Consider the following 15,878-nt stretch of genomic DNA (forward strand, 5'->3'; position numbering starts at 1 on the left):
CTTTTGAAAACTGCTGAAGATTTTTTGCAAGGTCAAGTCTTGCTCATAGACAAACCGCTCACTTGGTCTTCATTTCAGGCCGTGAACAAACTGAAGTATGTTTTAAAAAGAAAATACGATCTTCCCAAAAAATTCAAAATTGGTCATGCCGGCACTTTAGATCCGCTGGCTACTGGACTGCTCATTGTTTGCACCGGAAAGTTTACCAAAATGATTCCCGAAATTCAAGGGCAAGCCAAAGAATATACCGGAACCATAGTGTTGGGCGCCACCACGCCTTCCTACGATAAGGAAACCGAGGTCGATGCTACATTTCCAACTGAACACATCACAGAAGCTTTAATCCAAGAAACCATTCCACAATTTTTAGGAGAAATCGACCAAAAGCCTCCGGTATTTTCGGCCATTAAAAAAGACGGTAAGCGTTTGTACGAGCACGCACGCGAAGGTTCTGAAGTGAAAATCGAAGCCCGAAAAACCACCATTTACGAATTTGACATTACCCGAATCGCTTTGCCGGAAATTGATTTCAGAGTCAAATGCAGCAAAGGTACTTACATTCGTTCATTGGCATTCGACTTTGGAAAAGCTTTGCAATCGGGTGGCTATTTATCGGTTTTGCGCCGAACAAAGATTGGCGAGTATACTGTGGAAAACGGGATGAGTCCGGAAGCCTTTGAACAAAAAATCAACGCCGATGAAGTTTAAGTTATTGCTATGCTTTCTTGTGCTGTTCCAACTAGGTTGGGCTCAAGTAGTGGAAGTAAAACCGGAACTGTTTGAGGAAGACGACAAACCTTTTTACAAAAAATTTGAACTTTCTTCCCCTTTAAGAGTCAATCAATATGCGGGCGAAATCAATCCGTACACCGGAGAAAAAGAACCCTGGTTTCTTTTAGATGGTTTGAGTGCCAGAGCCGGAATCGGAACCCATTACGACAAGTGGATTGGCGTTGGTATGAATATCGGCCTCGACTGGAAAGCTAATAAAGGTTTGGTTGTTGCTCCCGTTTTTGGTTCATTGCGCTTGAGTCCAAGAGTAGGCGAAAACACCCGAATCACTACTGAAATAGGCTACGGAAGAAGTCTTTCCCTTACCGGCGATAAATTATCCGGCCTTTTTAAAAAAATCAGCTTAGGTTTAGAAGACGATGAAAGTGGTTTTGGCCTTTACATAGAATTGTGTCAGTACGGCTTTTCAAAAATCACTCCGGAAAGTATTGGCAGCTTTTCTATTGGTTTAAACTACATTGTGTTTTAATTCGGCTGCCCTCATCACTTCCATAACTTCCTGTTGGGTTGACAACCCTTTATCATGCAAATACCAAAGTTGCAAATTGGTTTTTGCGGTTTCGTCCACTACTCCGTGTTCCGCTTTATAATCGAGGATCAATTGTTTGGCGCCTTCCGGTCTTGGTCCGAAATCACCCAAAACTTCCAAGGTATTTTTATCGATGATAATTAATTTAGGAATACTTCTGGAACCATTGGTTAGGAACCGTTGCATCAAGTCATCATTGTCATCGCGGAGTGCTATTTTCAAATCAATTCTTGGTGAAAGTTCAGCCATTTTATGAAATACAGGAACCAATTGCGCCGCATCGCCACACCAACCTTCAGAAATCACTAACCAAATATAGTTGTTTTGACATTGTTGGAGTTGTTGGGTAAATTCAGGAGTAATTTTAATGGTTTTGTCCAAACGATTCATACGGGTTACGTTCAATTCGGAGTAATGCGTAAGGGCTTCAGATTGCTCGTTCCCGGTAGATTTACCTTCTTTCAACAAGGCATCAATAGTATTTCTGTATTCGTTGTAAGTAATGCTTTTCGCTAAACTGCCTCGGATAATGGATTCCATATAAACTTGAATTTGATGCTACAAAGCTACAAACCATAACCAATAAAAAAAGTAATAAATGTTACTTAACATTATTTTTTTCGAATACTATACAAAAAGAGAATATGTTTATATTTGCAACACTAAAAACACAACTAATGTCTCGAGCGCTAAGAGCGACAGCATGACTCCAAACTAAAAAAACAAACGGGAATGAAATACAAAAGAATTCTTCTAAAATTAAGTGGTGAAGCGCTGATGGGCGATAAACAATATGGCATCGACCCGAATCGTCTTGGCGAATATGCTGACGAAATCAAAGCCATCCACGACAAAGGTGTAGAAATCGCTATCGTTATTGGCGGCGGAAACATTTTTAGAGGAGTTGCCGGAGCCAGTAATGGCATGGACAGAGTTCAGGGCGATTATATGGGAATGTTAGCTACTGTAATTAACGGAATGGCTTTACAAGGTGCTTTGGAAGACAAAGGCATGTTGACACGTTTGCAAACCGCTTTAAAAATTGAAGCCATTGCCGAACCTTACATCAAAAGAAGAGCTGTACGTCATTTGGAAAAAGGCAGAATTGTAATCTTTGGAGCCGGAACCGGAAACCCCTATTTTACTACAGATACGGCAGCCGTTTTGCGCGGTATTGAAGTCCATGCCGATGTGATTTTAAAAGGAACTCGTGTAGATGGCGTTTACGATGCTGATCCGGAGAAAAACCCGAACGCCGTAAAATTTGAAAGCATCACTTTTGAAGATGTTCTCAAAAAAGGATTGAATGTTATGGATACTACGGCTTTTACTTTAAGTCAGGAAAACGAATTACCGATAGTGGTATTCGACATGAACAAAAAAGGCAATCTCTTAAAAATTTGCGAAGGCGAAAACATAGGAACTGTAGTTAAAATATAGTTGTGAGTTCTAAGTTGTAGGTTCTATGTTAAAACTTACATCTCAAAACCAACAACCTAAAACTTTTTTAAAAAAATGGAAGAAATTGAATTTATTTTAGACAGCACAAAAGAATCCATGAATGGTTCTATTGCGCATTTAGAAAAAGAATTTTTAAACATCCGTGCCGGAAAAGCTTCCCCGCAAATGTTGGGCGGTGTTTTTGTTGATTATTACGGTTCACAAACCCCATTGTCTCAAGTGGCCAATATCAATGTCCCTGATGCAAGAACCATCACCATCACGCCTTGGGAAAAAAGCATGTTGCATCCAATTGAAAAAGCCATCATGATTGCCAATCTTGGGTTTAACCCCATGAACAATGGCGACAACATTATTATCAATGTGCCGGCTTTGACAGAAGAAAGAAGACGCGACTTGGTCAAACAAGCCAAAGCGGAAGCAGAGGATGCCAAAATCGGAATCAGAAACGCCCGTAAAGAAGCCAACACCGATATCAAAAAATTAGAAAAAGACGGTACTTCGGAAGATATTTGTAAAAAAGCGGAAGAAGATGTTCAAAAATTAACCGATGCTTTTATCAAAAAAATCGAAGAACATTTGGCCGTAAAAGAAGCCGAAATTATGAAAGTGTAACTTTTGTTAATTCCATACTAAAATCCGTCTCGTACGGATTTTTTTATTCCTATTTTTGTAAGCCGTTTTGTGTCAACACCTTTCCAATGAAGCTACTTCCTTTTTTGTTTCTTTTTTGTACTTTGTCGCTTCAGGCACAGTTTCAAATTAATGGTGTCGTCAAAGATTCAGAAACCAAAAAAACTTTACCTTTTGCCACCATCGCCACCGAAAACGGGACGGTTTCCATTGCTGATGTTGACGGGAAATTCAGTCTGCTTTTGGCAACTCAACCCGAAGTTTTGAAAGTTTCTTATGTGGGTTATCGCACCCAAACCCTTTCCATTTTTGAAAACAAAACTTTCTTCACCCTATTACTTTTTCCGGAAACCGATGCGCTGAAAGAAGTAATCATCAATGCTGAAAATCCGGCGAACGGTATTATCAAAAAAGTCATATCAGCCAAAAACAACAACAATCCACTCAAAAAGCTCAATACCTTTCAATACAAAACTTACAACAAACTTTTGGTAACCGCCAATCCCGATTCTATTTCGGGAAAAATCGACACTCTTTTTGCGGATTATGTTACCAAAGATAAGATAGTCAAAATAGATTCCTCCGATTACAAATTCAAAAAACTCATTGCCAAACAGCATTTGTTTCTAACCGAAAAAGTGTCCCAATTCCAATTCGAGAAACCCATACTCAAAGAAACCATACTCGGTACCAAAATGGCTGGATTTAAAGAGCCGATTTACGAGTTGTTAGGCTTTAGTTTGCAATCATCATCGGTGTACGACGACAAATACGAGCTGTTTGAAACCAAGTACAAAAGTCCCATTTCTGAGAATGCACTTAAAGAATATCGGTATAAAATTTTAGACACTACCATTGTCGAAAACCGTGAAGTATTTGTGGTTTACTTCAAAAATAAGATCAGTAGAAAAGGATTAGAAGGCTTGTTGTACATTGACCGTGAAAACTATGCTGTAGCCAAAGCCGTTATGCGCATTCGCAGTGTTTTAAACATTACCGGAACACATGAATTTATTTATCTTAAAACAGAAAATATTTGGTTTCCCATACGCAAAAATTTCAAAATTATTAAAGGCAAAAGCAAAGAACCAACCGCAGTTTTAGGAGGTCGAATAGAATTTACTGCTGAAAATGAGGAGGAAAACAAAACCGGGAAAAAAGCTTCTGATTTCACTTATCTGACCTCTGAAATGCAAGTGTATGATGTAGAAATCAATCCCCAACTGAAAATCAAAAAATCATCCATAGCCATCGATGTAAAAGACAATGCCAACAACAAAGAGGAAGTTTTTTGGCAACAAAACAGAACCAATAGTTTGGATACTAGAAGCGAGAGAACGTATATCGTTTTAGACAGCTTGGTTACTAAAGAAAAGATTGAGAAAAAAATCAAGTTTGGCCGAAAAATCATCAACGGCTATTTGCCTTTTGGTCCGTTTGACTTTGACTTGCGCTATTTATTGAGTTACAACAACTACGAAGGTTTCCGTTTGGGACTTGGTGGTGTAACCAACGAACAGTTTTCTAAAAAAGTACGTTTGGAAGGGTATACTGCTTACGGCTTAAAAGATGAAGAAATCAAATACCATTTGGGCAGTGCCGTTCGCCTAGGGAATTTTTCCAATTCCTGGATTGGTGGCTCATTCACCGATGATGTTCGGGAAATTGCGAGTACCAATTTTGCGATTGACAAAAGGGTTTTCAAATTGTATGATCCGCGACCGATCAACATCAGTACTTTTTACAACCACCAAACTTGGCGCGCTTTTGTAGAAACCAAAATCATCCCGAAAACCGAAAGCATTTGGCAAATTACCCACAGCGATGTAATGCCTTTGTTTGATTATACTTTTGCCAACAACAACCAATTGTATCAAAAGTTTGCCATAACCTCGGCGATGGTTTCTCTCCAATGGAATCCGTTTAGCGATTATATGCAAACCCCAAACGGCAAAATCGAATTTGAAAAACGCTACCCTAAATTCACCTTTCAGTTTACTAAATCTTTGTCGAATTTATTCAACAACGACTTTGAATTCGGAAAGATTGATACCAGAATTGAGTATGAAAAGAAATATTTAAACGGACAAAAATCGGCGGTTTTAGTCCAGGCCGGTTATGTTTTTGGCGACTTGCCTTTGACACATTTGTACAATACTTCGCCTAATAATTTGACCAAAGACAATTTGTTGCAAAGAATCACCATTGCCGGTAAAAACAGTTTTGAAACGATGTATTTCAATGAATTTTTCTCGAGCGAATTTGTGATGTTACAGTTCAAACATGGTTTCAAACGCGTCGAACTGTTTAAAAAAGTCAAACCTTCTTTAGTATTGGTTACCCGAATGGCTTGGGGAAATCTTAAAAACCCCGAAGACCATATCGGCATCGAATTCAAAACGCTTGACCAAGGTTTCTTCGAGTCGGGTATCGAATTGAACCAAATTTACAAAGGCTTCGGATTAACCGGATTCTATCGCTACGGACCAAACCAATTAGCGCGTTTAGAGGACAACATTGCTATTAAATTGAGTTTTGTTTTGGATTTAGGATTATAAAAAATCCCAATACTCATTGACCATCAGAATTTTGCCTTTTCCTTTTTTGAGATTTTCAGCTTATGGTTTTACTATCAAAACCGAAGGAATGTCTTGTAGCCAAGAAACCTCATCATCGACTAACTTCTTCCAAGTTTCCAAACTGAAAATCACTAAATCCTGCTCCAATAAAAACGGTTTATTGATTTGATTGGGCTGAAAAACATCAAACTTATCGCCGTGTTTTTGTTCTAAAGCTTCGAGTGAATTCTGAATTAAAAAGTTGTTTTTGGTGTGGTCGTTATTGTCTAAAATAGTGACTTGCGCCTGATTGTTTTGCATTAATCTTTGCGCATAATCAATCAGGAATACATCGCCAACACTGTAAATCCCTAAGAATACTTTGTTAACTTGTTGCAAATCCTTATCTATCAAAATCCCCAGCGGCGTTTTGGTTTTGGAAATAATTAAACGCGTTCTGTCGTCGAAAGGAGAATTTTCAAACAAGCCTTCTTTCCCTTTGAATTTGTCTAACAATCGGTCGGGGTTAATTATCCTTGAGGTAAAGCCTAATACTTTCCCCAAAATAGTGCCTTCGAAAATGGACTTTCCTAAGCCTACCAAAACCAAATCGTATTGGCCTTCAAAAGCAACATCTGCGATATCGGTCTCAATGTCACCGGTTGCTTTGAAAATAGTAGTGATTTCTTGGTTGAGTTTTTTCGATTCTTTGACTATAGGTTCAAAGGTCTCTTTTTCGTATTCTTCAATGTTAAAAGCATGCATTTCATCACTCATCGTCAAGTGCATAGCGGTAACATTGGCCGCTTCGGGTTGCCCTTTTACCAAACTGTTGGCCAAGCGCAATAGCGATTTCCCTTTTTCGTTGTTTCCAAAAGAAATCAAGATTTTGAACTTCGAATTCTTTTTAACTTCCGAAGGTATAATAACGTCTTTCGTCTTAAAAATAAAGTTGATGATGTCGAGCGCCGGACCGGTCATAAAGGTGGTTACCAAAGCCATAATTACCATCATAGTAAAAACTTTTGGCGATAAAACCCCTAATTCGTATCCAATGTTCAATACAACCAATTCCATCAATCCGCGGGTATTCATCAAAGCACCAATGGTCCAACTTTCTCTCCAATTTTGTCCTACAAAACGAGCAGCCAAAGCACTTCCGAAGAATTTTCCAACCACAGCTACCAATACAATATAGGCGGTAATTTTCCACAAATACGGTTCGTTAATCAAGCCTATTTCGGTACGCAAACCGGTGAAAACAAAAAACAAAGGCAACAATAAAATCACCGAAACATCTTCTACTTTTTCAATAAATACATTTCTGAATTTAGTAATATCAGGCATAATCGCACCGGCCATAAAAGCTCCGAATAGTGCGTGAATGCCTATCACTTCGGTCAAATAAGCAGAAACCATTAACGTTAGGAAAAAAATAGCCACTACCGATTTTTTGATGTTGTCTTTTTTGGCATACAAATCGCCCACGCGTTTCAAGAACGGTTTGACCACAAAAAGCATCATCAACACATACAAAATGGCCAAACCGATTATGTACAGCGAACTCACAAAACTACCGGCTTTTACAATGGCTATTACAGCCGCCAATAAACACCATGCCGTAATATCATCTGCAGCGGCACAAGTAATTACAATGGTGCCCAAACGGGTTTTGTGGATGCCGCGCTCTTGAACTATTCGGGCCAACACCGGAAAAGCCGTGATGCTCATGGCAATTCCCATGAACAAGGCAAAGGATAAAAACTCAACACCTTCCGGGGTAAATTCGGGGTTTTGATAAATGAAATAGGACAATCCGATGCCTAAAGCAAACGGAATTACTATACTGGCATGACTGATGACTACTGCGTCATTGGCTTTGTTCTTGAGCACTTTTAAGTCGAGTTCCATCCCAATAACAAACATGAAAAGGATCAAACCTACCTGACTCAATACTTGCAAATTTCCCAAGGAAGCCACCGGAAACAAAGCTTCTTTCAAATCGGGGAAATACAGTCCGAATAACGACGGCCCAAGCACAATTCCGGCAATAATTTCTCCAATTACAGAAGGTTGCCCTATTTTCCTGAAAATCCAACCGAAAATTCGAGCTACTATGACGATAGAGATAATTTGGACAAGCAATAATGCTAACGGATGTTGCAAGTTGTGAAACAGCGAACTTAAAAACTGTATCCACTGACTGTCGGAGGAAGTAGGCGAAATAATTTTTCGACCGACTTCCAAGAGTTTTCCCTGTTCAATTATCCAATACATTAAGGCCGTAAAACCGCCGGTAACAATCAGATAAAACAAAGTGTTTTTTAAGTTTCTCATCCGAAAAAAGTTGTGCTTGTGTTTACAAAGATGCTAAAAAGCCACGTATTTTTTTAACTTTTTTTACATCGATAACTATTAATTAAAATCAGCATTAAAATTAAAGCAAAAATTAAGAAAACTTTACTCTATATCATCCGAATTTTTTGAGGTTTTGATTACCTTTGCAACCCATTTTAGGTTTTATGAAAAAGTTGTTAGGTATTGGTTTTTGGGAATTGGTGGCCCGAATTATTCTGAGAAACAGAATTGTCATTTTGGGCGGTATTATTCTGATTACCGTGCTCCTTTCAATGCAATGGAAAAACATTCGTTTTACCCAAACCGAGGCCAATCTGATTCCGGCCGATGATAAAGTCAATGTCGACTATCAAAAATTCTTGGATAAATTTGGCGAAGAAGGCAATTTGATTGTCATTGCCACCAAAGACAATCGCCTTTTTACACCAAAAGTTTACCAAGCTTGGAGCGAATTAATGACAACCATCAAATCACACAAAGAAGTAAGTTTGGTGGTTTCGGTTGACAACTTGCAAAAACTTACCAAAAACGATTCGTTAGAGACTTTCGAACTCAAGCCTTTGGTAGATTCAAATAAAGTTCAGGATGAAAACTACCTGAAAGCCATCAAAACCGAATTGTTTACCCGATTGCCGTTTTATGAAGGATTGTTGTTCAATAAAAAAACCGGCGCTGTTCGTTCGGCCATTTACCTTGACAAGAAAATTGTAAACACCAAAGCCCGAAAAGATTACGTTTTAAACGATTTGATTCCGGCCATTGAAAAATTTGAAAAGGCAACTCAAATCGACCTCCACGCATCGGGCATGCCGTATATCCGAACTTTAAACGCTAAAACCATCATCGATGAAATTGGCCTGTTCATTGGCGCTGCATTGCTAATCACTGCGTTGATTTTCTTTTACTTTTTCCGCTCTTTCCGAGCTACATTAATCTCTCTGATAGTGGTAATGATTGGGGTAATGTGGTCCTTTGGATTAATGGGATTATTAGGTTATGAAATTACAGTATTAACTGCATTAGTACCCACTTTGGTCATAGTTATCGGAATACCAAATTGTATTTTCTTCATCAACAAATACCATCAGGAATACCATAAACATGCTAACAAAGCGAAAGCTTTACAACGGGTGATTACCAAAACAGGAACGGCAACTTTGATGACCAACATTACTACAGCAGTTGGATTTGCCACTTTTATAGCCACTAATAATGTTTTGTTGAGAGAATTCGGAGTAATTACTACCATTAACATTTTGGCGATTTACAGTTTAAGCTTATTGCTTATTCCGATATTTTTCAGTTACATTCCGTCGCCAATACCGCGACATTTAGGCCATTTAGAGCGCGAATCGTTGACTACCTTTTTAAAATGGATTGTCAACACCGTAAAATACAACCGCTTGGGCGTTTACATTACGTCGATTTGTTTGTTGGTTTTTGGTATAGTCGGCATCAATAAAATCAAAATCTCCGGAAGTATTATCGAAGATATGCCCAAGAAAACCGCTTTTTTTGAAGACATACGCTTCTTTGAAAAAGAGTTCGATGGCGTAATGCCTTTGGAAATCATGATTGATACCAAGCGAAAAAACGGTGCCATGAAAGGCAGCAACTTGCGTAGAATGGAAGAATTGGAACAAACCATCATCGATGTTCCCGAGCTTTCAAAACCCTTATCGATTGTTAACATCGCCAAAAGTTTCAACCAAGCTTATTACAACGGCAATCCCGATTTTTATGCCTTACCGTCTTCAAATGAAGAAATGTTTTTATTGCCTTATATCAAGAATTCCATTAAAGGCACCAAAGACAACCAACTTAAAAGTTATATTTCTTCAGATGGTAGTGTCGCCCGCATGACCACTTTTATCAAAGACGAAAACGGCGAAAAGATGGAAGCCATTGAAGCACATATCCGCAATAAAGTCGACAAACTTTTCCCTTCACCCAGATATGAAGTAATCATCACCGGAAAGCCATCGGTATTCCAAAAAGGCACAAAATATTTGCTCGACAACTTACTGTCGTCTTTGTTGTTTGCCTTTTTCTTAACCGGAGGATTGGTTGCTATTATGTTCCGTTCTTTTAAAATGGTTTTGGTGTCTATTATACCGAATTTATTACCGCTAATCATGACCGCCGGTTTAATGGGCTTTTTAGGGATTCCGCTAAAACCGTCAACGTTATTGGTATTCGGAATTGCCTTTGGAATGTCTGTGGACGATACACTACGGTTCTTGGCACAATACCGATTGGAATTGTCGCGCAACGATTGGAAAATCAAAAAATCGGTTTTTGCCACTTTTGATGATGCCGGTATTAGTATGTTTTATACCTCTATCGTATTGTTCTTCGGATTTTCAGTATTCATGTTGTCCAGCTTTGGCGGAACAGTAGCTTTAGGCGGATTGGTAGCCTTGACGCTTTCTTTCGGAATGCTTTCGAACCTTGTATTATTGCCTTCGTTAGTGCTTTCGTTAAACAAAACATTGGCCAACCAACAAGAATTACCAGAACCAACCATCGACATATTAGAACATACTGATGAAGAGATTGATGCGTTAGAAAAAAACAATAAATAATTTATATTTGCGTTAAGATTATACAATCTACTATTTACAATTTAATATCTGATATTTAAATGAGACATTCAAAAGTAAAAGACTTACTGAGCAGCGATAAAACGAATTATGAAGTAACCGTAAAAGGTTGGGTAAGAACTTTTAGAAACAACCAATTTATTGCTTTGAACGATGGTTCAACGATCCATAATTTACAATGTGTAGTCGATTTTGAAAACACATCGGAAGAAACTCTGAAAAGAATCAATACCGGAACAGCAGTGGCTTTAACCGGACAATTGGTTGAAAGTCAGGGTGCCGGACAAAAATATGAAATCCAAGTTGCCCAATTAGAAATCCTTGGTGACTGCGATGCGGAGAAATTCCCTATGCAACCTAAAAAACACTCTTTGGAATTTTTAAGAGAAAATGCGCATTTAAGAGTTCGTACCAATGCGTTCGGAGCCATCATGCGTGTGCGTTCTGTATTGGCTCATGCCGTTCACACTTACTTTCAAGAACGCGGATTTGTATATGTCAATACACCAATCATCACCGGTGCCGATGCTGAAGGTGCCGGCGAAATGTTCCAAGTAACCGCTTTACCGTTAGACAGTTTGCCAAGAACGGAAGACGGACAAATCGATTACAAAAAAGATTTCTTCGGAAAACACACCAATTTAACCGTTTCCGGTCAGTTAGAAGGGGAAACTTTTGCGATGGCATTGGGTCAGATTTATACTTTCGGACCAACATTCCGTGCGGAAAACTCTAACACTTCACGTCACTTAGCCGAGTTTTGGATGATTGAGCCGGAAGTAGCGTTTAACGATTTGATCGACAATATGGATTTGGCGGAAGACTTCATCAAATTTGTAATCCAATATGCTGTAGAAAGATGTGCCGATGATTTGAAATTTTTGGAAGGTCGATTGTTAGACGAAGAAAAACAAAAACCACAAGCGGAACGCAGCGAAATGGCTTTGTTAGAAAAGTTGAACTTTGTGTTGAACAATGACTTTAAACGCGTATCTTACACGGAAGCGATAGACATTTTAAGAGATTCTACTCCGAATAAAAAGAAGAAATTCCAATATTTAATTGAAGAATGGGGTGCCGATTTACAATCGGAACACGAGCGTTTCTTAGTAGAAAAACACTTCAAATGTCCGGTAATTTTGTTTGATTATCCAGCCAAAATTAAAGCCTTCTACATGCGTCTGAACGACAATACCGAGCCGGGCAGAGAAACCGTTCGCGCTATGGACATCTTGTTTCCGGGTATTGGAGAAATCGTTGGCGGCTCACAAAGAGAAGAACGCTACGAGGTGTTGGTCGAAAAAATGAAAGCCATCGGTATCGATGAAGAAGAATTGTGGTGGTATTTAGACACACGTCGATTTGGTTCGGCCGTACACTCAGGCTTCGGATTAGGCTTTGAAAGATTAGTACTTTTTGTAACCGGAATGAGCAATATTCGTGATGTAATTCCGTTTCCGAGAACGCCTCAGAATGCAGAATTTTAATAAAAAGGGACTAAGGTGCTAAGGCACTTAGGTTCTAAGATTAAAAAAACAATCAATTAATTCGATTAAACTCAGTGCCTTAGTATCTCAGCACCTTTTTTTATGTTAAAACAATTCCTAAATCTAAAACTCTCCCAAAAATTATCTCCACAGCAGATACAGCTGATGAAGTTAATTCAGTTGCCTACGCAAGCTTTTGAACAAAGGCTCAAAGAGGAATTGGTAGAGAATCCGGCTTTAGAAAGCGGTAAAGAAGAGGAAGAATTGTATGAGAAAGACGAATTCGATAACAATGATGATTACGATGAATTTGATGACAATGACAGCATCGAAGCCGACGAAATCAACATTGACGAATATTTAAGCGACGACGAAACACCCGATTATAAATTACAGGCCAACAATTACAGCGACGACGATGACGACCGTGAAATGCCTTTTGCAGCGCCGGTAAGTTTTCATCAGGATTTGATCAATCAGTTGAATACCTTTATTTTGACGGATGAACAACGGGATATTGCCGAATTTTTGGTGGGAAGTATTGATGATGACGGTTATTTGAGAAGAAGTATCGCTGATATGGTGGATGATATGGCCTTTACCCAAGGCATTTATACCGATGAAAAAGTGGTGGAAAAAATCCTTCACATTATCCACGAATTAGAACCAGCCGGAGTTGGTGCTCGAGATTTACAAGAGTGTTTGTTATTGCAACTAAAACACAAAACCCCAACGGAATATGTTGCATTGGCCATCGACATTATTGAAAACCAATTTGACGCCTTCACCAAAAAACACTACGAAAAGTTACTCAACAAATACGAGATTACCCAAGAACGCTTGAAAAAAGGCATAGAGGAAATTGAAAAACTAAACCCAAAACCGGGTGGTTCTTTTGACAGTAGTAGCCGTGTGGTGGAACAAATTGTGCCCGACTTTGCCATCCGAATTGTAGACGGTGAATTAGAGTTGACTTTGAACGGCAGAAATGCACCTACGTTACACGTTTCCAAAGATTATCAGGAAATGTTGCAGACATACAAAGACTCGCGAGACAAAACACACCAACAGAAAGATGCGGTGCAGTTTATCAAACAAAAATTGGATTCGGCCAAATGGTTTATCGATGCAATCAGACAGCGCCAAGAAACGCTTTTTGTGACGATGAATGCCATTATGCATTTCCAACAAGAATACTTTTTAGACGGTGAAGAAACCAAACTAAAACCCATGATTTTGAAAGACATAGCGGATATGGTTGGTTTGGATATTTCTACGGTTTCTCGTGTGGCGAACAGCAAGTATGTGGATACGCCTTACGGCACCAAACTGATTAAAGAGTTCTTTTCGGAAGCGATGAAAAACGATCAAGGCGAAGACGTTTCTACGCTTGAAATCAAAAAAATCCTCAAAACGGTAATCGAAGAAGAAGACAAATCGAAACCACTTCCGGACGATCAATTGGCAGACATCTTAAAAGAAAAAGGCTATCCGATTGCCCGAAGAACGATTGCCAAATACCGCGAATTATTGGATATTCCTGTGGCGAGAATGAGGAAGAAGATTTAAAAACCAAATCGCCTTGAAAAAATTTCTTCCGTTTTTCTCGTACGCCTTACACCCTATTTTTGTTCCGCTTTTGGGAACGCTTTTTTTTGTTTGGCTCGACTCGGGTTATATGACTTTCGGACAATATTTAGTCTTGTTTCTGCAGGTCATCATTATCACTTTCTTTTTGCCTATCGCTTTTTTCTACCTTTTGCGTACATTCGGCAAAATTGACAGCATCATGCTTTCCGATCTATCGCATCGGAAGATTCCGTTGATTTTACACATTTGCTTGCTGACCGTTTTAATCCAAAAAAGCATCACAACAGATGTATTTCCACCTCTTCATTATTTTTTCTTAGGCGGAATTATCAGTGCTGCTTTGGGCTTTTTGTTGTTGTATGCTAAAATAAAAGCAAGTATTCACATGATTGGCATCAGTGCTTTAACTGTATTTGTAATTGGGTTAAGTTTGAAAAACGAATTGAACACTGTGAGTTTAGTGGCGTTTTTGGTAGTATTGAACGGCTTAGTAGCTTCCTCTCGTTTGGTAATGAAAGCGCATACGAATAAAGAGTTGATGATAGGTTTTTTGTGTGGCATAATACCCCAACTAGGCTTATTTCACCTTTGGTTATAAGATGTAAAACATCAAACCAAAATTAGCTGCGTTCATATCGATAGATTGGCCATCAATTTTAGCAACCGACTTAAAAACGGGGTTTAATCCGTAATACGCATAAATATTCCAAGTATTCCAGCCCGTGGTTAAATACAATCCGTAATGAAAATCGTTTAAATCTCTTAAATTACGACTAACCAAATTGCCTTCTGTAGAGACCAATTTATAATGACTCGCCACCAAATAACTCAATTTAACTCCAAGGTGAACTCGCCAAAATTTATGACTTTCAGGAGTAGCATTTCTCCAACGTATTTCTATGGGTAAATCGACACAGTGTAGTGAAAGTTTATCTTTAGAAACCGCAACTCCTTCAGCATTTAAAATTTGATATGTCGTGGTGCTACTGTTTTCAAAAATACCCAAGTTTTGATTGTAAACAGATAATGAATAACCAAGTCCTGCAGCAATCCCAAAAGTTCTTGCCGAATTTAAAGGCATATCTCGCAAATAACCGGCTGAAAACCCGGGGGAGAATTTATTTTGCTTCAAACCATCCGGACGTTTTTGTAAAGTATTATAAGTAATATTGAAGTAAAATTGATCTTCACGAAATAAAGAATCAGGTGCGTCAAAATCGGTTTCCACATTTTGAGAAAAAGTACTTAATGCGGAAAACAAGAGTAAAAAAAGGATTTTGATTCTCATGGCCTAAACTTCTGTAGAGCGAATGTACGGTAATTCAATGGAATAAACAATCGTTGTATTTTCGGTTTCCACGATAAACTATTGAAAATAAATAATTCCTTTAAATTGGAAAGTGAAAGGGATTACCTGCGGTGATCCACAGTGGGGAAACTGTCGATGAAAACCTAGCCATTTACAATGGCTGTTTTCTTTTTACAGCAAAAAATTAGAAAGTGGACTTTAATAATCAGGATTACCTGCGGTGATCCGCAGTGGGGATACTGTCGATGAAAACCTAGCCATTTACAATGGCTGTTTTCTTTTTACAGCAAAAAATTAGAAAGTGGACTTTAATAATCAGGATTACCTGCGGTGATCCGCAGTGGGGATACTGTCGATGAAAACCTAGCCATTTACAATGGCTGTTTTCTTTTTACAGCAAAAAATTAGAAAGTGAACTTTCCAATTTTTTGCTGTAAAAAGAAAACCGAAGCTTTCGCTTCGGTTTTCATCGCAGAGAGGAAGGGATTCGAACCCTCGATGCAGTTACCCACATACAAACTTTCCAGGCTTGCTCCTTCAACCACTCGGACACCTCTC

General features: G+C 38.8%; 12 protein-coding genes and 1 tRNA gene. 9 read left to right on the forward strand and 4 right to left on the reverse strand.

The features are described 5' to 3' along the window. Window positions 1-3 precede the first annotated feature (3 nt). Both truB and ACIQ32_RS05570 read left to right on the forward strand, forming a co-directional pair. Complete coding sequence (gene truB / locus ACIQ32_RS05565; RefSeq protein WP_396194702.1) at window positions 4-708, forward strand: tRNA pseudouridine(55) synthase TruB; 705 nt, start codon at window positions 4-6, stop codon at window positions 706-708. After that, window positions 698-1,261 carry a hypothetical protein gene (locus ACIQ32_RS05570; protein WP_396194703.1) on the forward strand — a complete coding sequence of 188 codons (564 nt, stop codon included), beginning with the start codon at window positions 698-700 and terminating at the stop codon, window positions 1,259-1,261. Before truB ends, ACIQ32_RS05570 begins: the two co-directional genes overlap by 11 nt. On the opposite strand, the gene ACIQ32_RS05575 is transcribed toward ACIQ32_RS05570, so the two are convergent. Continuing rightward, window positions 1,241-1,861: a thioredoxin family protein gene (locus tag ACIQ32_RS05575; protein WP_396194704.1), complete on the reverse strand. Its 621-nt coding sequence runs from the start codon at window positions 1,859-1,861 to the stop codon at window positions 1,241-1,243. The two genes, ACIQ32_RS05570 and ACIQ32_RS05575, sit on opposite strands and share 21 nt — an antisense overlap. Before the next feature lie 192 nt (window positions 1,862-2,053). Here ACIQ32_RS05575 and pyrH point away from each other — a divergent pair, with 192 nt between their 5' ends. The 3 genes from pyrH (at window position 2,054) to ACIQ32_RS05590 (ending at window position 5,973) form a co-directional block, all read left to right on the forward strand. Then, the gene (gene pyrH / locus ACIQ32_RS05580) at window positions 2,054-2,761 is read left to right on the forward strand and encodes a UMP kinase (RefSeq protein ID WP_396194705.1); all 708 of its coding nucleotides are present in this window, start codon (window positions 2,054-2,056) and stop codon (window positions 2,759-2,761) included. Between the two features lie 75 nt (window positions 2,762-2,836). Next, window positions 2,837-3,397 carry a ribosome recycling factor gene (frr, locus tag ACIQ32_RS05585; protein WP_396194706.1) on the forward strand — a complete coding sequence of 187 codons (561 nt, stop codon included), beginning with the start codon at window positions 2,837-2,839 and terminating at the stop codon, window positions 3,395-3,397. Window positions 3,398-3,483: 86 nt separating this feature from the next. After that, entirely contained in the window at window positions 3,484-5,973 is a 2,490-nt protein-coding gene (locus ACIQ32_RS05590; protein WP_396194707.1) for a DUF5686 family protein, read from the forward strand. A gap of 60 nt (window positions 5,974-6,033) precedes the next feature. Here ACIQ32_RS05590 and ACIQ32_RS05595 read toward each other — a convergent pair whose 3' ends face one another. Continuing rightward, window positions 6,034-8,310, reverse strand: a complete 2,277-nt coding sequence (locus ACIQ32_RS05595; RefSeq protein WP_396194708.1) for a cation:proton antiporter — start codon at window positions 8,308-8,310, stop codon at window positions 6,034-6,036. Window positions 8,311-8,495: 185 nt separating this feature from the next. Between ACIQ32_RS05595 and ACIQ32_RS05600 the strand changes: the two genes are divergently transcribed. The 4 genes from ACIQ32_RS05600 to ACIQ32_RS05615 all read left to right on the forward strand — a co-directional run bounded on the left by ACIQ32_RS05600 (window position 8,496) and on the right by ACIQ32_RS05615 (window position 14,609). Next, on the forward strand, window positions 8,496-10,916 hold the full coding sequence (locus tag ACIQ32_RS05600; RefSeq protein ID WP_396194709.1) for an RND family transporter: 2,421 nt from the start codon (window positions 8,496-8,498) through the stop codon (window positions 10,914-10,916). 59 nt (window positions 10,917-10,975) lie between these two features. Continuing rightward, window positions 10,976-12,421, forward strand: a complete 1,446-nt coding sequence (gene asnS, locus ACIQ32_RS05605; protein WP_396194710.1) for an asparagine--tRNA ligase — start codon at window positions 10,976-10,978, stop codon at window positions 12,419-12,421. 102 nt (window positions 12,422-12,523) lie between these two features. Further along, window positions 12,524-13,990, forward strand: a complete 1,467-nt coding sequence (gene rpoN / locus ACIQ32_RS05610) for an RNA polymerase factor sigma-54 (protein ID WP_396194711.1) — start codon at window positions 12,524-12,526, stop codon at window positions 13,988-13,990. A gap of 13 nt (window positions 13,991-14,003) precedes the next feature. After that, complete coding sequence (locus ACIQ32_RS05615) at window positions 14,004-14,609, forward strand: hypothetical protein (protein ID WP_396194712.1); 606 nt, start codon at window positions 14,004-14,006, stop codon at window positions 14,607-14,609. Here the strand turns inward: ACIQ32_RS05615 and ACIQ32_RS05620 are convergent. After that, on the reverse strand, window positions 14,604-15,299 hold the full coding sequence (locus ACIQ32_RS05620) for a porin family protein (protein ID WP_396194713.1): 696 nt from the start codon (window positions 15,297-15,299) through the stop codon (window positions 14,604-14,606). The two genes, ACIQ32_RS05615 and ACIQ32_RS05620, sit on opposite strands and share 6 nt — an antisense overlap. A gap of 493 nt (window positions 15,300-15,792) precedes the next feature. Next, window positions 15,793-15,878 (reverse strand) — tRNA-Ser (locus tag ACIQ32_RS05625).

The organism is Flavobacterium sp. (assembly GCF_044373165.1).
Taxonomy (GTDB): Bacteria; Bacteroidota; Bacteroidia; order Flavobacteriales; family Flavobacteriaceae; genus Flavobacterium.